We start from the raw sequence: 19,918 nt of genomic DNA, 5'->3' as shown, positions 1-19,918 counted from the left end.
CTATTAATAAAACCTTAATCTCAATTTTATAAGCTATAGTTAGAAATGATAACGAGGGATTTATTATGAGAGACTTATTTGCAGGCCTAGTTGACTATGTACTTTCTATAGGCACTGGTGTAGTGGCTGGCGCAGCAATCGGTAGTGTTGTTCCGGTATTTGGAACTATTGGTGGTGCTATTTTTGGCGGGATTCTCGGTGCTGGATTATGTACAGCTATGGGTAGTTATTCTCCTTCTAATTTAAAAGGAAATGGTATAGGGAATTTCTTTCTTAAATTAGGAGCTCTTTTAGGTGGAGCGGCTCTTGGTGCGGGAGCTGGTGCGCTAGTTGGACAACTTCTTATTCCAATTCCAGGCGTGGGTGCCATTATTGGTGCAGTTGCTGGGGGCTTACTCGGTGCTACAGCTGGTGGTCTCCTCAGTAACGTGGTTTCGTTTTTCAGTAGAAGGACGGGAGGAAGTAGTTATGGGGAGAGTGCAGAGCCTCCTGTTTACAAAGAGCGCCCCAAACCAAGAGAAGAGTTTGATCACGCAGGAAACGTGCAACGCCTAGGCCAGCAATACGGAAATAGTTCAAGGACTACACCGCCGCTACCTGGCAGTGCCCCACACTTAAGCCCGCCGCCCATACAGCCTAATAATGGCCGGAGCAGTACTCCACCATCCTCTTCCAATACCCTAAACTAACGGAAAGGCAAATTGACAAATTTTCTATAAGCCCACAATATAGACCAAAGTAATTTTGGGTATAGCTAAACCATGGATTATAAAGACTATTACAAAATCATGGGGCTTGAGCGTGGGGCGAGCCAGGAAGAGATTAAGCGTAGTTATCGCAAGCTCGCTCGGAAATATCATCCTGATGTTAGCAAAGAAGAAAATGCCGAGGCTAAATTCAAGGAATTAGGTGAAGCCTATGAAGTGCTCCATGATCCTGAAAAGCGTGCTAAGTACGATCAATACGGCCAATATTGGAAAGAACAAGAGCAGGCTCGCCATAATCCTCACTCCGAGCAGAAATATCAGTATCAAAATTTTGATGAAGGCCAATCGGCTGATTTTGAAGATTTTCTCAATAGCATTTTTCGCGAGCGCTATGGCCAGCAACAAAGCTCCTTTTATGAGCAGGGCCGGGATATTCATGCCAGCTTAGCTATTGATCTGGAAGACAGCTTCTCCGGTGCTGAGAAAACCCTACAGCTACAAACACCAGTTGTTGACGAGAAGACTGGACGCATGGACTATCACAATCGCGCAGTCAGGGTCAAAATTCCTAAGGGTATCGCTGATAAACAGCAAATTCGTTTAAAAGGCCAGGGAATCAAAGGTGGGGCTCATCAGGCCGGTGATTTATACATTGAAATTATCATCAATCCTCATTCCTTATTTACTTTAAAGAAAAACGATATTTACCTGCGGGTTCCCATTAGTCCCTGGGAAGCCGCGCTTGGTGCAACTATCCAAGTTCCAACTCTGGCTGGACCAGTCAGCCTGAAGATTCCTAAACTGTCGCAGAATGGTAAGCAGCTGCGTTTAAAGGGAAGAGGCCTGCCTGCTCATACACCAGGCGATCAGTATGTCACCTTAGAAATTGTGATTCCGCAAATAGAGAATCCACAAATCGATGCGCTCTATGAACAATTAGCCAAGGCCGCTAATTTCAATCCACGGGAGAGACTGGGGGTTAATAATGTCTGAGTATAAAAATAAATCTGAGGCGCTGGAATGTGAACAGTGGTTTTACCTCTCATTAACTGAGGTGACCACTTCCTTTGGTGTCTCTAAAGATACAATCATAGAGATTATTGATGAGGGTATTATTTCTGTACAAGAGGATGACAGGCAGCAACTGCGTTTTGATAGCGAAGCGCTAAGACGGATTCGCACAGTTTTACGTTTAAACCACGATTTAGGCGTCAATTTAGCTGGGGCTGGCTTAGCTTTAGAGCTACTCAGGAAAATTGAGCATTTGGAAGCCTTGCTTAATGAAGGAATGGAGAAACCTTAGGAGTTGGATATGGGGTCTTGGGAATTAGAGGTTGATAACAATCCGAGTCCAGCGAACAATGCTGTGTTGCGAGAGGGGATTGTTAGTTTTAATGTAAGTCATCTACACGAAAGGGCTAACCATTTCAGTATTTTTGTTCGCAATGAGCAAAAGGAAATTATTGGCGGCGCCACAGTTTGGCAGCATAGTGATGCTATGTATATTGATATCCTATGGTTTGCAGAACAATATCGACGAAAATCCTTGGGGTCGCGAGTGATCGAAGAGCTTTTTAAGCAGGCAAGAGCAAAGAACATAAACAATATCTTTGTTGATACCTTTGATTTTCAGGCGCTCGATTTTTATCTAAAAAAAGGTTTTGTGGTTATCGCTAGACTTGAAAAATTTCTTCTTGGCCATGACCGTATCTATTTGAAAAAAGTGTTTGAGTGATCGTAATAGATCACCCAATGGTGTCGACTTGAGTAAATTTATGCCGCATCTCTAACTCTCTCCCCAAGGGGAGAGAGGATATATCGTCTTCGAACCTGAGGTTTTCCTTCTCCCCTTAATTGCTAGAAATAGCAGCAAAATAATTAGAAAGCTGATTATTTATAGTTGTAAACACTCCTCCAGCATAAAGAATCGAGCCATTAGCTTTGTCCCATGCAAAGCTAAATTAGAAATTAACTGCAACTCATGCTAAGGTGACAAAACAAAATTTGTAACTGACGTTAACTAAGGAAAAACGATGAGAAAAAATTGTCTAACTGCTGTAGCCGGTCTTTGTTTAGCTCTCTTGGCAGGTTGCCAAACTCTTAGCAGTCCTAGCGAAATTTTTAGTCCCGGACATGCCGATCAAAATCTTAGCGCTTCAGTACACAATGCCTTCATGAACAACCCTGAACTTTCTGCAGTGCCTATTCATGTTGAGACTCAGAAAGGCGTCGTAGTTTTAAGCGGTTATGTTAAGACGATCCGTCAAAGTGATACTGCAGGTTATATTGCTAGCAAGGTTCCTGGGGTTAAATCAGTACAAAATGGGTTGATAGTACGTAAGTAATTTAAAAACCATATCAATATATAAGGATGTATTATGTCAAATGAAACAGCCAAAGTTGTTCGCTTTCATGAGGTTGGTGGCCCAGATGTACTCAGGCTAGAAAAACTACCCTTATCAGAACCAGGTAAGGGCGAGGTTCGACTGCGGGTACATGCTATCGGTTTGAACCGTGCAGAATGTATGTTTCGCCTAGGACAGTATTTAATACAGCCTCAATTCCCTTCTAAAATTGGCTATGAAGCCTCTGGGGTTATCGATGCAGTGGGGCCTGATGTTGACAAGCAATTGATAGGAAAAAAATTCAGCACAGTTCCCTGTTTTGATTTGGGGAAATATGGGGTTTATGGTGAGGCTGCGATAGTGCCGGCTTATGCACTGGCTGCTTATCCAGAAAAACTCTCTTTCGCGGAAGGCACTGCTATCTGGATGCAATATATGACGGCTTATGGTGCCTTAGTGCACTATGGCAAGATTGCTCAGGGCGATTATGTGTTAATTACGGCAGCCAGCTCAAGCGTAGGTATCGCTGCTATTGAAATTGCGAAAGCACAGGGTGCAATCAGTATCGCTACCACAAGAACCAAAGCTAAAAAGGCTGAACTCTTAGAGCTTGGGGCTGATCATGTTATTGTCACCAACGATGAAGACTTACCTAGCCGTGTCAAGGAAATTACTGGTGGAAAAGGTGCAAGAATTATTTTTGATCCTGTTGCCGGTAAAGGTATAGAAGCGCTTGCTGAAGCCGCTTCCCAAGGGGGGATAATCTTTGTTTATGGCAATTTATCAGGTGAAACCTCAATGCCCTATCCGCTGTTTGCTGCCTTAGGCAAGGGATTGACGATACGAGGCTATACCCTATTTGAAATTACTTCGAATCAAGAACTTCGCCCCAAACTCGAAAAATATATCGCCGATCACCTACAAAGTGGCGCCTTTAAGCCAAAAATTGCTCGAAGTTTTACTCTGGATAACATCGTTGAGGCTCATCGATACATGGAGTCCAATGAGCAAATTGGCAAAATTATTGTGACTGTCTAAGACATTGTTGGATATCTCGAAATCCCGCGGCCAAGCCGCGGGATATAGCTCTGAGAAATTTCTGGACCCCGCGGTAAAGCCGCGGGATTTCGAGTGAGACCTAAGTAAAGGATTCTGGTATGTGGGATTCTAATAAAAAAAACTATTTGCAGCGCTTAGCTAAGATACAACCCTATATACAAAACAATAAATTTGTCGATGCTTCTGATCTAGTCACCGTACTTTCACTCGTGATCAATAGCGGCGATAGGGTTTGTATTGAAGGGGATAATCAAAAACAAGCGAGCTATCTGGCTCAGGAAATGACTCGATTGGATCCTAAGGTTGTTAACAATCTGCATATGATTCAATCAGCCATAGCCTTACCTGAGCATTTGGATATTTTTGAAAAGGGGATAGCCGCCAAGGTTGATTTTGCCTATTCAGGTCCTCAATCGGTGCGTCTGGCCAATATGGTAAAAAACAATAAAATCCATATTGGTAATATCCACACCTATAATGAGTTGTTTGGCCGCTTGTTCGCTGATTTAACGCCGAATGTCTGCCTGCTCATGGCTGATAAAGCAGATAAGGAAGGTAATTTATATACCGGCGCCAATACCGAAGAAACACCGGCGCTTATTGAGGCCTGCAATTTTAAAAATGGCGTGGTCATTGTCCAGGTTAACGAGGTAATCGATAGTTTACCGCGCATCGATATTCCGGCTGGCTGGGTTGATATTATCGTTAAAGGCCCAGAAACAGCTTATATCGAACCCTTATTTACCCGCGACCCTGCACAAATCAATGAAATCAAAATTCTGATGGCCATGATGGTCATTAAAGGAATTTATGCCCCTTATGAGGTAAATATTTTAAACCACGGCGTTGGTTTCAATACCTGTGCCATCGAATTGCTCCTTCCCACCTATGCTGAATCTTTGGGGTTGAAGGGTAAAATTTGTCAACATTGGATTGTGAATCCCTTGCCTACCTTAATTCCTGCGATTGAAGCCGGATTTGTAAAATCAATTCATCCCTTTGGTGGTGAAGTAGGTATGAATCGCTACGCCGCTGCGCGCCCAGATATCTTTTTTACTGGCAAGGATGGCAGTTTGCGTTCTAACCGTATGTTAGGCCAGCTTGCAGGGCATTATGCCTGCGATGTCTTTATTGGTGCGACCTTGCAGATGGATACTGAAGGGAACAGTTCAACAGCAGTTGATGGACGCATTGCCGGATTTGGCGGCGCACCCAATATGGGTTGTGATGCCCCGGGGCGCCGTCACTCGTCCTACGCTTGGCTAAAAGCCGGGCAAGAACTAGCTGAAGCCCGTTCGGCGAAGATGCCGCGAGGTCGGAAGCTGGTGATTCAAATGGTTGAAACCTTCCAGGGACCTGCCAAACCAACCTTCGTTGAAAAACTGGATGCCTGGGTCTTGCAAAAATCAATGGCTGCCGATTTACCCCCTATTATGATTTACGGTGACGATGTAAGCCACGTGGTGACCGAGGAGGGCATTGCTAATCTGTTAATGTGCCGCAATCCCGCAGAGAGGGAACAGGCGATCCGAGGTGTGGCTGGATATACAGAGGTTGGTATCAACAGAGACAAAGCAAAGGTTGATGAATTAAGGGCTCGAAAAGTGATTATGCGACCAGAAGATCTGGGTATAAAAATGTCCGATGCGACACGGGATTTGCTGGCAGCAAAATCAGTTCGTGAACTTGTCGATTGTTCGCAGGGGTTATATGAACCACCTGCGAAATTTAGAAATTGGTAGGGCTGAAAATGGAAAAAATGACATTCAGTTTCAATATTTCTGGTGAGCGCCATCGCGGGAAAAGAACGGTCTGTGGGGTTGTTGGTTCGGGTAATCTGGAAGTGATTATTGAAGAAATCAATGCTGAACAGACTCAATTTTCTGTACAGACCTCGGTTGAACACTATCAGAAAATCTGGGAATTGGTGATTAACGATTTTGTTAAAGAGTACAAACCTGTTGGTCTGCGCTTTACGCTCAATGACAATGGCGCGACACCACCAGTTGTTTCACTACGCTTGCGGCAGGCCTTTGAGGCCTTTCAAGGTTATCATCGCGAGCTAGATAACTACCTTGAATTGGACGCACGAAGCAGAATTCAAGCACTTTGTGATGAGGGTTCATTCTCTGAATGGCTCGCCAATGAAAAACATTATAGTCCGCATTTAGCTATCTTTGATCTTCCTGGGGAAGCTGATGATGGTATCGTAATTGGCTCGGCTCTTCTTAGCGGGAAAAACATTCTGATCGCTGCCCAGCAAAAAGATTTTATGGGTGGTGCAGTCGGTGAAATTCATGGTGCTAAATTAACTGGCCTATTTAAGGCAGCTGCTAAAGCCAAGGTTGCAGCCGTTATTCTATTAATCGATAGTGGTGGTGTTCGTTTGCATGAGGCTAATGCCGGCGAGATAGCGATTTCCGAAACAGTCAGGGCAATCTTTGAAGCCAGGAACCAAGGCGTGATGACGATTGGCCTTATCTGTGGCAAAAATGGTTGCTATGGTGGAATGGGAATTATTTCAGCCTGTTTGGACTATCTAATCATTAACGAAATTGGCCGTATTGGCGTTTCAGGCGCAGATGTTATCCAAGCAGTGAAAGGCATTGAAAGTTTTGATGCACAGAATAGGGCGCTGGTTTGGCGGGTTTATGGGGGCAAAACCCGTTATTTACAAGCCATTGCCCAACATTATGTCGGCTCTGGTGTTAGCTCTATCCGCAAGGCGCTTGTTGAGGCCTTAGAGAAGAATAGGTCGATTGATTTGCCAGCACTGAAAGAAAAGCATCACTTATTAAAACAACGCTTGGAAACTACAGCGGGATTTCAGGATGAGGGCGGCTATTTATCTAAAGCCTTCCCCGAATATGCCCAGACTCTATTTGATATGAGTGAAGACGATTTTCTCAAGGCAGCAGCTCTGATTAACAGAGAAAAGGGGGCGAAATCATGATTGCTTTGCAGGACATTCTAAAGCAGCTTTGCGATGAAGAGGTTCAACTGTCTGAAGAGAACTCAGTGGTTTTTGCTCAGGCAACGATTGCAGGCAAACCTATTCATATTCTCGGTGTAAAAGAAGCAACCTTTTTAGGGGTTGAACAAGCCCTTTTATTAGCCGAAAAAGTCATTGAAATCATTGAAAGCAAGTCAACGGCGCCAGTCTTACTAATGGCTGATGTAGCAGGCCAGCAATTGGCAATGCGCGATGAATGGCTTGGTATGCAGCAATACTTTGGTCATTTACTAGAATGCCTGGAATGCCTGCGCAAACAGGGAAACCGCTTGATTTCACTGGTTTATAATCAGGCAATTGGTGGTGGTTTCATTGCCTTTGGTTTGATGGGCGATACAATCCTTGCCTTGCCTAATGCTGCCCTAGCGGTTATGTGGCTGGAGGGTATTTCCAAGGTTACCAAAATTGAGCTCAACGAGCTTGAAGAATTAAGCAAAACCTTCCCAGTCTTTGCCCCTGGAGTGAATAACTTCTATAAACTGGGCGGCTTGCATGACATAGTTGAGCTAGCCGAGTTGGCTAAGAAAATCGCAGACGAGATGGCTAAAGAAGATACTATAGATAATCGTGCTGCCCTTGGTAATGAGCGTGGAGGTAGGAAGCTGGCCTTGCCTATTATTCATGAGGTGATGAATTATTTATGACTGATGAATATACTCCTAAAAACCTACGTCATGTCGAACGTAGTGAGACATCTCCCGAATGCCAGGAGATCCCTCATTACATTCGGGATGATGGCGCTTTTTTCCTATGCTTTCTCCAAAGGGGAGTTAAATTTTATGCTCCGTTCGGTCTGAGGAGGCATTCATGCCGTCTCGAAGCCTAGGCACAGAACCAGGAAGGCTTCGAGACGTGGCTAGCTCCACTCCTCAGCCTGAACGGGAGCGGGGCCTGGCAAGGAGGAAGGGAATTTCTATATCCTGTCATTCCCGCGTAGGCGGGAATCTATTGCTGATTGAGCACAATAGTAATGCAATAATGGATCCCCGCCTGCGCGGGGATGACAGTGCTCAGCGTTTTCATGATAAATTGAACATTAACCCTCAGCGCCATGATCTGGTCTTCGCTGATCCTAACAGCGAGTTTAGAATTCATTCATGCCAGACTAATCAAGCTCAACTTTATGAACAGGTACGCGCCTGGTTTGCCAGAGGATTACCCTGTATTTATGCCAGGCAGTCCGGCCTTAACAATGGTGATCTCAATCTAGGCTTACCCTTAATTGCTGCAGGCCAAAAACAACGTATTGGATTACAACTTAGAGAAGATGCTGTTTTGCGTTATCAATCTTTGCCTAAACTCAATGAAATGGAGTCGTTTGATTTTTCCCTTCTCCCCTCAAATGGGGAGAAGGTCCCCGAAGGGCGAATGAGGGGTGTTGGTTCGAAGTTCTTTCCTGATATTTGCCATTCTATCTCTGTCTACGGTTCCTTTTTATTTCACTATTTATCAGGCCAACCTTATGTCAATGAAGCCTCCGATCTTGATTTACTTATTGAATATTCCGATTACTCCTTAGCAGAGCTCAATGAGTTAGTGGCAAAGCTAGCAAAGGTATTTAACCGAACAATTGACGGAGAAATTCGTTTTGCTGGTTTGGGTGATGTTGCTGTCCAAGAGTTAGTTGATTTATCAGCAAGACAAATCCTTTTAAAAACGCGAGACAGCGTTGAGCTTATCGCAAGAACAGTGCTTTATGAACGCTACCCTTCCTTACAAACAGACTGAAGCAGAAATTGCTAATTTCCTTGCCAGAATTGCGGTAAGAGCTTTGTATTTTGAAGTTAAAGCCTATCCCAAGCCTGGCTTAGTAAGCTTTGTTGATTCAGGTGCCCATCAAGATATGAACGGGGCTACCTTTTACCGCTCTATCTTGAGCCTGCGTCATTATTTTTCGCAAATTATAAGAGAAGGGCTAAGGCGGCATGATTTTGCAGCTTTAAAACAGCTTGCTATTCAAGCTGAACAACGCATGTTGGAAAAAACGGCAGGAATTAATACCCATCGTGGTGCCATTTTTGCCCTAGGGTTACTGTCCATTTCAACTGCCAGACTGATGAATGCACAATCAATCTTTACAGCCAGAGAGTTACAACAGCAATTGCTAGCTGATTGGCGAGCTGATCTGGCTGAACATCAAACCAATCCTAGGAGTCATGGTGCGGTAGTTCGTAAAAACCTCAAGATCGTCGACGCTCGGCAGATGGCTATGCAAGGTTATGAACTGCCTTTCCAATTATTAGCCCCCTTTATCGAATTATTTTTAGAAACTAGCTCAATTGATACAGTTTGTTTATTCGCCTATTTAGAGCTTTTGCAAGGAATTGATGATACCAACATACTCTATAGAAAGGGTGAGCAGGGCTTAGCTTATGCAAAAAGCAGGGCTGCCGAACTTTTAGCACTTAACTGTCATCAAGCCAGAATGACACAAGCCATTGATATGCATCATTTATTTTCCAGAGAGAATATTAGTCCCGGTGGTGTTGCGGATTTGCTTGCTATAGTATTATTTTTAGGACAGGTATTTTGCGAGCAACTGCGATGTCATTACTAATTGCATTTTCTGGTCAGGGTAATCAGCATGGTGAAATGTTTAATGTTTTAGCCAGCGATAAGTTTGGTAAAACCTGGCTGAGTGATGCCTCCAAACTTATCAATATTGATTTATTTGATGCCCTTGCCGTGGAAAAGGCCTGTGCTGATGTGGTAGATACCCAGCTGCTTCTGGTAATCCTCTCTGAGGGTGCTTTTTATGCACTCGAAAAGCAAATTCAACTCTCGCCTCCTTTTTTATGTGGTTACAGCCTTGGCGAAGTATCCGCCTTTTGTGCAAGCGCCAGGCTTGATCTGGCCGAGAGTCTTGATCTAGTGAGAAACCGGGCGCTTATGATGCAAGAGGCAGTAAAAGGGAAGAGTACAGGGTTGATAGTACTTAAGGGACGAATCTCTCTGGCTATGGCAAGCGAGCTTTGTGAAAAGCATGGTTGCTATCTGGCTATTGTGAATGCAGATGATCACTACATTATTGGTGGGGAAGAGAAAGCCTTGCTTAGCCTTTTACAAGAAGCGAAAGAAAGGTCGGTACTAAAAGCGGAAAGACTGGCTGTCAAACTAGCCTCCCATACACCGTTACTTAGCGAGGCCAGCGGAAAATTTTTAAATTATTTGCAAAGGTTTAAAGACCAAAGAATGCGCTTTCCCATTTTAAATGCGCTGACACTAGAGCGTGTTGATGATACTGAGTTGATGCTCTCTCTATTAGCCCATGAACTTTCACAAACCCTGCATTGGAATAAGGTTATGTCCATTGCCAAAGAATACGGCATATCATCCTTCCTTGAACTTGGACCGCGAGCAGCTTTGAAGAATATGGTGCCAAGTCTCTTAGCTTATAATTTGGAGGGCTTTGCTTCTTTTGCAGGGTTAGTGAATGTTGTGCAGAGGTTATGATTTTATGGTAATAGATCACTCTCCTTCCGTCATTCTTCGCTATGCTCCCAAAGACGTACGTCATGTCGAACGTAGAGAGACATCTCCTGATGTGTTGCACAGTGCTAATCCCGGAGATCCCTCACTATGTTCGGGATGACGGGCTATGTTAGGGTGACGGGGGTGACCTATTACACTCAAAATTCAACTTTCTCCCTAAATCGAATAATCCGGCGCTCCACCCTTTCTATACACCAGCACAGTCCGCTCAAACGACATAAAAATCTCATTGTGCTGATTAATTCCACGCGTTTCTACAGTGACGATACCCTGTCCTGGTCTTGAAGACGATTCACGCTTGTTCTTAATCTCTGTTTCAGCATAAATCGTATCGCCTTCAAAAATGGGTTTAAGCAATTTGACCTTATCCCATTCCAAATTAGCAACGACCTTTTTGGAAATCGTATTGACAGTCATGCCAGTGATAATTGCCAGAGTAAAGGTACTGTTAACCAGGGGTTTTTTCCATTCGGTCTGTTCGGCATAATGAGCGTCGAAATGCAGTTGCGCAGTATTCATGGTTAATAGGGTGAATGAAATATTATCGTTCTGGGTAATCGTTCTACCTGGACGATGCTCAATAATTTGCCCTACCTCGAAATCTTCAAAATAAAAGCCAAAATCCTCGCGAATACGATTTTCCCCAATAGGCAGATAACTTTGATTAGACATTTTATTCCCCTCTAATACTTTTAAATAATTGAACTAACTGTTGTGCATGTCGATAAACGGGGACATCTATCATTTCCCCTTGATACTGACAGGCTTTACCTCCAGCTTCCTCATATAAGGCTATGATCTTCCTTGCTTTTTCAACCTGTTCTGCACTTGGGGTAAAACAGCGTTTTATCGCATCAACTTGCTTAGGATGAATGGCTAGCTTGCCCTTAAAGCCTAAGGCTTTGACTTCCATCGTTTCGCTAACTAATTTTTCCTCATTGGCAAAATCAAAGAAGGGTGAATCAATAGCAGCAATTTTGGCTAAGGCTGCGGCTTGAACGACTTGATAGCGTGGGAATAATAGGGATTCCCAGGTTAATTCACAGCCAGCATCAGCACAATAATCTGCTGCACCAAAAACCAGCCCTGCTAGAAAGGGGGCTGCGTTGACTGTTGCGCTTATTTGATTCGCTCCTTTCGTCGTTTCAATCAGCGCGAGCAACTTGATGTTTCTGGCTTCGAGATTAAGCAGCTCATAAATGATCTTCAACTCTTCTGCACTTTCCGTTTTAGGGTAAAGGATTGCATCACAGTGATAATCAGCGTCTTTCAGAGCGAGTAGATCACGCAGGCCTGCATTGGTCTTGATGTGGTTGATGCGGATAATGGTATAAACAGAATCCGGGGTTTCCCCGTTTAAAAACTGCAGCACATTATCTCGTGCTTGTTCTTTTTCAGCCTCAGGAACTGCATCTTCCAAATCCAAAATTAAGCCATTAGCCCCTGAGTTTAGGCCTTTGGCAAAGCGTTCTGGTTTATTTCCCGGGGTAAATAATAGAGCCGGTGCGATTGATAAATCCATTAGATAAAGCCCTGTTCTTTCGCCTGTTGTTCCAATTGATCACGAAAATCAGGATGGGCGATGTTAATTAATTGTTTTGTGCGCTCAGAGGTCGATTTACCCTTTAATTGTGCGACTCCATATTCTGTCACAACATAATTGACATCAAGCCTGGTATCCGTAGCCATCGAGGTAAGCCTGGGTACAATTCGCGATAGCGTGCCATGTTTTGCGGTTGAAGAGCTGGCAATAATTGTTTTACCGCCCTCGGAATAATGGACACCGCGTAGAAAATCAAGTTGACCACCGACACCAGAAAACTGATGACCGATAAACTCAGCATTGACCTGACCGCTAAAATCAATCTCGATAAAGGCATTGACCGAATGCATCAGATTATTTTTACCAATGATTGTTGGTTCATTGACATAGGAGACCGGCAAGCAGTGCATTGAGGGATTATTATTAATGAAGTCATAAAGATGCCTGTCGCCAATAGCAAAGGTAAAGACATTGGCATAGGGATGAATCGATTTTTGGGTGTTGGTAACAGCCCCTTGCTTAATTAATTCAACCATACCTGCTGTAATGACCTCAGTATGAATACCAAGATTTTTATGATGAATTAATTGTTCGCAAACAGCATTGGGCACACCGCCTATACCCATCTGAATGGTGGCACCATCAGGTATCAGGCTAGTAATGTGCTGGCCAATTTGCCGGTCTAAATCTGTGGCGGGTTTTGAGGGTTCCTCTAATAAAGGAACCGTGTTTTCAACAATGGCATCGACCTCAGAGATATGAATTGAGGTTAAGCCAGCAGTTCGCGGCATATTTTCGTTAACTTCGATAATCAACTTCTCGGCATAACGAGCTAACTCGATTGCATAATCACCATTGGTACCTAGATTGAAAAATCCAAATTTATCCATTGGCGCGACGGTAACGATAAAGGCGTCTAATTTGGTTTGGCCTTTAATAGTGCTGGGATAACGGCTGAAACTGATCGGAACAAAGTTAATATACTTTTTGCCTAGGGCATAACCACGTTCAGTCAGCTTGACTTCACCAGCGGACATCATAGAGGAATAGGGTCTGATTATATGAAGCAGTTCTTCCTGAAAAATGGTTTTTAAGGCAATTTCACCGCAGCGCAGGTAGTAGACCTTTAGTTCTTTCAAATCACCGGCCTTGGCTCGCTGCGCTAAGGCTGTACATAAGGCTGGAGGAGTGGCTACACGCATACCCATTGAGATAGTAGCGGTTGATGGGATTAAATTGACAGCTGCCTCTGCGGAAAGCAATTTTTGCTGATAAAGTTTGTCTAGATCCATAATACATCCTACATAATTTGACAATTCCCGCTGTGATTATGTCCGAAGCAAGGTTAAAGTCAATCGACATTTGGGCGCTTTATGTCGGTTATAAAACAATATGCAAAGAAATCAAGGGATTAAATTTGGGCATAAAGATAAGGAAAACCTTGATTACGCTGCGCTGCGTAATCAAGGTTTCATTTAAAATTCACCAAAATCCAATTCGCAAAAGTTTTGCTTATACCTAGTTTCCAAAAGTAAAGGTATAAATCTCCACCCCAGGTTCAGTGGCCGTAACCTTTAGAATCCCTGTGGTAAATTGTTTGGCGTTCACAAGCTCATAAATCGAGGATTTATTCACTAGAATTGCAGAGTTCTCAACGTCTTTGCCCTTAGAGGCAATGAGCTGTTCACCGTTGAGTTGCAAATTGACTTTAATCGGTTTGCCAGAATTATTACCGATCACTATGAAAACCTTGCGTGCATTAAAATGAATTTTTAAAGCAGCATTGGCTGCGGCTGAAGTGATTTTATCTTCATTGACCTGCCAGGAGCCCTCTAAGGCCCAGGCATTCGAAGTCAATTCAGTAGGGAAACTGTAGGTGGCAACTTTGTCATGAGTCAAATAGGGGCTTAGATTGCGATCGGCACGGCCGTAACCCAAATAGGTTTCAGGGGTTTGGTAGTAGGTGTAAGGTTCAGAGTTATAGGCTGCTTTTACCAAACTTAGATCATCGACTCCCAGTAGAAAGCGGATGTTATTCTCAGTCACATCATAAGCACCTTCACCAAAATGCTCGTAAACGACCTTGCCTTCTTTATCGATTAAATAATGGGCAGGCCAGAAATGATTGCCGAAGTTGCTCCAGGTTACAAAGCGATTATCAAGGGCAACGGGATAGAGAATGCCATCACGTTTGACGGCATTTTCTACATTATCTAAGTTTTTTTCAAAATCAAATTCCGGCGAGTGCACGCCAATGATCACCAAACCTTTATCGTGGTATTTGCTATACCAACTCTTGATATAGGGCAGGGTGCGAATACAGTTAATGCAGGAATAGGTCCAGAAATCGATAAGCACCACCTTGCCCTTTAATTCACTTATTTTAAGTGGAGGTGAATTAATCCAGGCCTCAATACCCTCAATTTCCGGCGCGCTATAAGGGCGCCACAAGCCATCCTCCAGAGATGTGGAGGTTTTTATTGTTGTCTGGGCTATTGAAGAGGAAACAAAGCCTCCCTCTGAATAAACCATATAAACAACAGAGGCAATGATAATAGCGCCTAAGAGTTTGCGGAAAAGTACCGCCTTTGTTTTAAAAATACCGAAGGTGTCCATAAGTGTTTTCCCATAAAAAGCAATAATAATCATTGGAATTGTTGCGCCTAAGGCAAAGGCTAATAGCGTAAAAAAGCTGGTAAGGGTTGTCTTTTGCAGTACGGTTTGCACAATAACTGCCGCCAGAATGGGGCCTGCACAAGGGGTCCAAATAATTGCTACTAATCCACCTAGGAAGACGCCACTAAGAAAGCCCCCCTGGGGATTCGAGCCTGAAGAGAGAGTGGAGCCCAGTCCTGCAAATCCCTGGGTCAGTTGACTAAATTTTTCACTTAAAAAAGAGGACATCATAATCAGGCCAAAGAGAAGCAAAAATAGGTAGGAAATATGGCGTATCAGATTTAAATCAATCCCCGTATGTTGGACAAACTGCCTTGAGAAATAAGCAAAAAGGGCAAAGCTAAGCGTAAAACCGATTACAATACCCAAGGGGCGTTTTTTGGAACCACTTAGTGAGCCAGCTAGGATGATTAGCAGAATAGGGAGAATGCAGGGAGAAATAATCAAGGCGAAGCCTTCAATAAAGCCCAGAATTATCGTGATCAAATCAGATTTCATTCTCTGCTTCCTTTGGGTGTTTGATTAATTATAGTCCTTTAATTCTATGGCATTGTTGTGCGGATCATAAGAATCCCTTCGCCCTTTGGGGAGAAGGTGCCCGAAGGGCGGATGAGGGGTTTCTGGCCCGAAGTTCTTTCCCAATGTTTGTCCCAAAGGGGCTGAGTTGCTCAGCCCGAACGGTTTTGAGGTAGAGTCATGGCAATGTCCCCCACGTTACGTGCGGTGGAGAGGGAATAAATAGCTATAACTCAATTCCAGCGATTAACCCTGATTGTATCCAACTTTTTAAAAAAGAGGCTGAGAGCATGCCGACCTCTTGTTCGTCATGCCATTCGCACAAGCCTTCACAGAGTTCGCCAAAGGTTGCACCATTTACCAGAGCATCGAGAGCCCAGGCTTCATCACTATTTAGAGAATAAAAGCGATTGATATAATCACGACGCCATAAAGCCCATAAGCGGCTATCGCCGGATTGGGGTGGCGAGGGCTCTTGTTCATTGCTTAGCGCTTCCCAGATAGCTACGACATTCCAATTAAAGCGCATCAATTGCAAGGATGCATGGGGAACGAAGCGTAAATTTGGCCAGGACTCTGGGGGAATCGCTGCCATTTCCTCGATTTCAAGCGCTTTATCATCCGCTGCGTCGAAGGTTAAAGTCATCTTCCATTCAAACTCAGCCAATTCAGCTAGATAGGGTTCACTAGTTTCTCGGAGGTATTCAGCAAAGGTATCGCCATACCAGCGAATCGAGCGATAGGGCGAGGGAAATTTGTCGATATAGTCTCCAGCTAAGCTGCTGAAGGCATCAAAACCCAGGTAATTCATAAGAATAGGAAAATTGCTGCCTAAGGAGTCGATGAGGCGAAAATGATAGGCATCAGAGTAAATTGATAAGCGTTTTTCAACGGTCACATTCTCAGTCGCTACAATCGCTTTATGAATATCTGCCTGATTAGTGAGTAAATAATTTTGAAATTGACTTTGCAACTTGAATAAATCGCTCATGCTAATAGACCCTCTGGGGTATTTGCCATGATGTTGCGTGCTAGATTTAGTTCATCTAATAACTCTGATAAGGGTGGAATATTATCGTCACGCTCAATCATTGTTGAAATTCGCCCAAGTTTGGCGATGGCTTTTGCATAAAGATCCCAAACCGGTTGAATGATAGGGGCATCATGAGTATCGATAATGTAGCTACCATAATCAGAATGGCCGGCGAGATGAATTTGCACAACGCGCTCTGGTGGCACAAAGTTAATATAATCCATGGCGTTAAAATCATGGTTTACCGAGCTGACATAGATATTATTGACATCGAGTAAAATATAGCAGTCGGCTCTTTGGGCTATTTCTGAAATAAATTCCCATTCTGTGATTTGCGATTGAATAAAGGTCAGATAAGAAGAAACATTCTCAATCAAAATACGCCGTCCCAGAAAATCCTGGATTTCATTAATTCTCGCAACAATGTGCTTTATAGCTTCTTCGGTGTAGGGAATAGGTAGCAAATCATGCATGTTCAAGCCTTTTACGCCTGTCCAACACAAATGATCGGAAATCCATATAGGCTCAGCACGTTCGGCTAAGGATTTCACTTGCTTTAAATAATCCCAATCGATGGGATCAGTGGAGCCAATTGATAGGGAAACGCCGTGCATTACGATAGGGTAGTTTTCGCGTACCTTATCTAAAAAATACAAGGGCTTACCGCCAGGAACCAGGTAATTTTCAGTAATAATCTCAAACCAGTCGACATCTGGTTTTTCTTGCAGAACATCTTCATAGTGCTCAGGACGCAGACCTAAGCCAAAGCCTAGATAAGGAAAGAGTTGGCGATTTTTCATAAGAGAGATCATCAAAGCTGTTTTGGATAGACCAGGTAAGCCTCAGGCTTACCTGGTATGGAATAATTAAGAGCCAGAACCAGTACTGCCAGAAGATTCAACAACAGTACCACCAGCTTGAGTACATTCTTCTTTAGACGCTTTCATCACTACGCCCTTACCCTTGCAAGAGTTTTGGCCTTTGCAAGAATTAGTAGCAGTTTTGCAAGCGCTTTGACCTTTACAAGAGTTAACTCCTGAACACTGAACCTGTCCTGCAGAGGCAGCATCAGAAGAAGATGCAAAAGCAGGAGACATTGAAAACATTGCGGCTGCACCAATTGCCAGTGCTGCGCCAGTAGCTTTTACTTTGTTCATGAAAGTTCCTTTTATGTTGAGCAAAAATTTTGGTTTAGCTAAGAGCATTCTACTAATAGCTTCCCACAGTGTAGATAGTATAAATTGATACTGTCAAGTTCAGACGCATTGAAAATTTATTAATTTTATAAAGTCTTAGCGCTTAACCGCGCTGCGCGCGGTGGAGACGAACGTTTTTTACAGGGTACAAATTTGAGGCTGATCCGATCTATCTGCAAGGTCGCCTAATTCAGTCGGGGTGAATTCGCTAGGGGGATTATCTTTAATAGCTGTCTCGACTTTTTGGAGAAATTCCTGGTCTATATATTTAGTTTGTAGGGAGCGATAGTCACTTAACAGGGTGCTTTGCGCCATCCGACAAAAATTCTCATACCAGCTAGCCGACGTAGCATAATTATTTCTTATTAACTCATCTTCTATTGGAGCATTTGAATTGGATTGTTCATTTTTATCGAGATCTTGTCGTGTAAGACAGAGAAAAAAAGCAATTTGTAGTGCGAATTTTGCCGAAATTGCAGAGCAAAAATCATCTTGTTGTTTATTAAGATCAACTCTGAGTCTCTCTTTAACCGGATGAGATTGCCAGGTGTAAGTTAACATTGGCGCATCTCGTGTTCTTGCATATTTACAGAAACTATTATAATCAAAACAGGGTTGGCTAAAGATTGAAAAATCGTGGCGCCCCAATCCGCGATCAGCTTGTACAACTAATTGTGAATAAAGCCCTGTTTTCATAAGTCCAACAACAGCGATATGGTTGGCTCCAAACCTATCAGTGAGATAGACCGGAAGTATTATAGGTTTACCAGCAGAATAATCTTGATAAAGGAGATCAGGATCATATTGGCCCTCTTCACTATAGATTGCCTTTAGGCATCGGTCATAGTCATCAGAGAATTCTGCAGAAAAATTGGCCATAAGTCCCTGTGGAACTAAGCGTTTAAAATAGAGATCAAGCAGAAAATTCCAATAAGCTTGCGAATCCTGCATATAGGTGTGATGGCAAAGAGTGCCATTTGAATGGCTAACCCCGGGTATTTCCAAAAATAAGGCAAGGAATTTTTGCAATTTTATAGCATCAAAATCCTGGTTATTATCAACTTTTAAATTTAGAAAGGGGAGGTAGCCAAGCAAGGTCATATCACATCGTTTTTTGGGTGCGTCGACCAATCTTTGGTTCAGATCCACCCCGTGTCTCCTGTAGATATCAAGCATCCGTTGTTTCTTCTTTACAGGCGTGTAAGTTGTACTAATACCTTTTTCCAATACAGATAGGTCTTCAGAATATTTGGCATTAGAATCCGCGCCAAATTTTAATAATAGTTCGCTAGCTTTTGCGCTTCTTGAATAAACATATAAGAGTCCAGATGCAAAGGCTTTTCTTGTCGGTAGCAAGCTGGGATTTTCTTGGAATATTTTCTCTGCTACATCGAGTCTTTTTCGATATAACACGCGCGATATAACCTTTTCTAAATTCTGATAAAAATCCTCTGTTTTATCCATTTTTTGCATGTATTTTAGAATGCGGTTTTCCAGAGAAACATTTCTGCTAGGCCCATTAATTAAATGGATTAGACTGTTGTCTAATTTAAGATTTGCATCAGGGAAAATATCCATCAGAAAATTAATTAAAGTTTCGTTTGTTTGCTCTTGAAGTGCGTCATTTGTAATTTTTCGGTTGGCAATAAGCCATTCTTTTTTTGTGGTTAAAAAAACAAGAAACTCAGCTGAACTTGCATCTTTCTCATCAATAAGAGTAAAAATTTCTCCAAGTATTTGTTCGGGATAAAGAGAAAATAAGGCTTCAATCTGGTCAAAGGCATTTTTCGTAGCAAGAGTTCTAAGCAGGGCATTAATAATTTGCGGATCTGGTCTTGCATTTTTATCAAGAAAACCATCTCTTAAAATAGCTAATAAACCAAGATCATAATCCTCTCTAAAACAATTATAAATTGTCGTAAGATTAAGTCTGAAACTTTGTGCTGTAAGCTTAGTGATGACCCCCTGATTTGAACGTTTATAAGCATTTAACAGCGTAGTTAGTTTTTGTGTATCACTAAGTGTTATCCCTCTGCTTTCCAAAACCTGTAAATCTTCGATATCCTCTGCTGTCAGCGCTTTTTCAACGAGCCTTTGAATGGTTTTCGCATCTCTAATTTTTTTCTGAATCAAACCAGCTACTGTGGCGGCGAAGATAATAATAATTATGGGACCGAACATTACGAACGTTAGATAGAGTGCAGCGAAGCCAAGAATTAATTTTTTATCGGTGCTTAGTGAGGAGGAAAATCTCATAGGGAAATAGAGGGGTAATTAAAAGATTAATTTTAATTCACAATGTTTTCTAAATCAACAGATTTCCCCTCATCTATCCCTA

The 19,918-nt window shown here is 42.9% G+C and carries 20 protein-coding genes; 12 read left to right on the top strand and 8 right to left on the bottom strand.

Features of this window, described 5'->3' with window-relative positions; translation table 11 throughout:
• The first annotated feature begins 65 nt into the window (after window positions 1–65).
• The 12 genes from BN1094_RS18835 (at window position 66) to BN1094_RS08730 (ending at window position 10,577) form a co-directional block, all read left to right on the top strand.
• On the top strand, window positions 66–689 hold the full coding sequence (locus BN1094_RS18835; protein ID WP_052403211.1) for a hypothetical protein: 624 nt from the start codon (window positions 66–68) through the stop codon (window positions 687–689).
• Between the two features lie 72 nt (window positions 690–761).
• Window positions 762–1,700, top strand: a complete 939-nt coding sequence (locus BN1094_RS08780; RefSeq protein WP_043874060.1) for a DnaJ C-terminal domain-containing protein — start codon at window positions 762–764, stop codon at window positions 1,698–1,700.
• Window positions 1,693–2,010: a chaperone modulator CbpM gene (locus tag BN1094_RS08775; RefSeq protein ID WP_043874059.1), complete on the top strand. Its 318-nt coding sequence runs from the start codon at window positions 1,693–1,695 to the stop codon at window positions 2,008–2,010. The genes BN1094_RS08780 and BN1094_RS08775 overlap by 8 nt, the downstream gene beginning before the upstream one ends.
• A 9-nt stretch (window positions 2,011–2,019) precedes the next feature.
• Entirely contained in the window at window positions 2,020–2,442 is a 423-nt protein-coding gene (locus BN1094_RS08770) for a GNAT family N-acetyltransferase (RefSeq protein WP_043874058.1), read from the top strand.
• A gap of 298 nt (window positions 2,443–2,740) precedes the next feature.
• Entirely contained in the window at window positions 2,741–3,052 is a 312-nt protein-coding gene (locus BN1094_RS08765; RefSeq protein ID WP_043874057.1) for a BON domain-containing protein, read from the top strand.
• Window positions 3,053–3,085: 33 nt separating this feature from the next.
• The gene (locus tag BN1094_RS08760) at window positions 3,086–4,090 is read left to right on the top strand and encodes a zinc-dependent alcohol dehydrogenase family protein (RefSeq protein ID WP_043874056.1); all 1,005 of its coding nucleotides are present in this window, start codon (window positions 3,086–3,088) and stop codon (window positions 4,088–4,090) included.
• Window positions 4,091–4,209: 119 nt separating this feature from the next.
• The gene (mdcA, locus tag BN1094_RS08755) at window positions 4,210–5,853 is read left to right on the top strand and encodes a malonate decarboxylase subunit alpha (RefSeq protein ID WP_043874055.1); all 1,644 of its coding nucleotides are present in this window, start codon (window positions 4,210–4,212) and stop codon (window positions 5,851–5,853) included.
• Between the two features lie 8 nt (window positions 5,854–5,861).
• Entirely contained in the window at window positions 5,862–7,064 is a 1,203-nt protein-coding gene (locus tag BN1094_RS08750) for a biotin-independent malonate decarboxylase subunit beta (protein WP_043874054.1), read from the top strand.
• Window positions 7,061–7,768 carry a biotin-independent malonate decarboxylase subunit gamma gene (locus BN1094_RS08745; RefSeq protein WP_043874053.1) on the top strand — a complete coding sequence of 236 codons (708 nt, stop codon included), beginning with the start codon at window positions 7,061–7,063 and terminating at the stop codon, window positions 7,766–7,768. The genes BN1094_RS08750 and BN1094_RS08745 overlap by 4 nt, the downstream gene beginning before the upstream one ends.
• A gap of 163 nt (window positions 7,769–7,931) precedes the next feature.
• Window positions 7,932–8,852 carry a malonate decarboxylase holo-[acyl-carrier-protein] synthase gene (mdcG, locus tag BN1094_RS08740; RefSeq protein WP_052403210.1) on the top strand — a complete coding sequence of 307 codons (921 nt, stop codon included), beginning with the start codon at window positions 7,932–7,934 and terminating at the stop codon, window positions 8,850–8,852.
• Entirely contained in the window at window positions 8,821–9,681 is an 861-nt protein-coding gene (locus tag BN1094_RS08735) for a triphosphoribosyl-dephospho-CoA synthase (protein ID WP_043874052.1), read from the top strand. The genes mdcG and BN1094_RS08735 overlap by 32 nt, the downstream gene beginning before the upstream one ends.
• A complete protein-coding gene (locus BN1094_RS08730; RefSeq protein WP_043874051.1) occupies window positions 9,669–10,577 on the top strand; it encodes an ACP S-malonyltransferase in 909 nt (302 codons plus the stop codon). The genes BN1094_RS08735 and BN1094_RS08730 overlap by 13 nt, the downstream gene beginning before the upstream one ends.
• Before the next feature lie 195 nt (window positions 10,578–10,772).
• Here the strand turns inward: BN1094_RS08730 and BN1094_RS08725 are convergent, their stop codons facing one another.
• From BN1094_RS08725 to BN1094_RS08690, 8 genes are all read right to left on the bottom strand, one after another.
• Window positions 10,773–11,288 (bottom strand): MaoC/PaaZ C-terminal domain-containing protein, encoded by a 516-nt coding sequence (locus BN1094_RS08725; RefSeq protein ID WP_043874050.1) that lies wholly within the window; start codon window positions 11,286–11,288, stop codon window positions 10,773–10,775.
• A gap of 1 nt (window position 11,289) precedes the next feature.
• Complete coding sequence (locus BN1094_RS08720) at window positions 11,290–12,138, bottom strand: HpcH/HpaI aldolase/citrate lyase family protein (protein WP_043874049.1); 849 nt, start codon at window positions 12,136–12,138, stop codon at window positions 11,290–11,292.
• The gene (locus BN1094_RS08715) at window positions 12,138–13,451 is read right to left on the bottom strand and encodes an acetyl-CoA hydrolase/transferase family protein (protein ID WP_043874048.1); all 1,314 of its coding nucleotides are present in this window, start codon (window positions 13,449–13,451) and stop codon (window positions 12,138–12,140) included. Before BN1094_RS08715 ends, BN1094_RS08720 begins: the two co-directional genes overlap by 1 nt.
• Before the next feature lie 226 nt (window positions 13,452–13,677).
• Entirely contained in the window at window positions 13,678–15,333 is a 1,656-nt protein-coding gene (locus BN1094_RS08710; RefSeq protein ID WP_043874047.1) for a cytochrome c biogenesis protein DipZ, read from the bottom strand.
• A 244-nt stretch (window positions 15,334–15,577) separates the two neighbouring features.
• Window positions 15,578–16,342: an HvfC/BufC N-terminal domain-containing protein gene (locus BN1094_RS08705; RefSeq protein WP_043874046.1), complete on the bottom strand. Its 765-nt coding sequence runs from the start codon at window positions 16,340–16,342 to the stop codon at window positions 15,578–15,580.
• On the bottom strand, window positions 16,339–17,184 hold the full coding sequence (gene bufB, locus BN1094_RS08700; protein WP_245614269.1) for an MNIO family bufferin maturase: 846 nt from the start codon (window positions 17,182–17,184) through the stop codon (window positions 16,339–16,341). The genes BN1094_RS08705 and bufB overlap by 4 nt, the downstream gene beginning before the upstream one ends.
• A gap of 66 nt (window positions 17,185–17,250) precedes the next feature.
• Window positions 17,251–17,541, bottom strand: a complete 291-nt coding sequence (bufA2, locus tag BN1094_RS08695) for a BufA2 family periplasmic bufferin-type metallophore (protein WP_043874044.1) — start codon at window positions 17,539–17,541, stop codon at window positions 17,251–17,253.
• A 177-nt stretch (window positions 17,542–17,718) separates the two neighbouring features.
• Window positions 17,719–19,761: a hypothetical protein gene (locus BN1094_RS08690; protein WP_043874043.1), complete on the bottom strand. Its 2,043-nt coding sequence runs from the start codon at window positions 19,759–19,761 to the stop codon at window positions 17,719–17,721.
• Between the last annotated feature and the right edge of the window lie 157 nt (window positions 19,762–19,918).

This window comes from Legionella massiliensis, from assembly GCF_000756815.1.
Lineage (GTDB): Bacteria > Pseudomonadota > Gammaproteobacteria > Legionellales > Legionellaceae > Tatlockia > Tatlockia massiliensis.
This window is presented reverse-complemented; position numbering and strand designations above follow the sequence as displayed.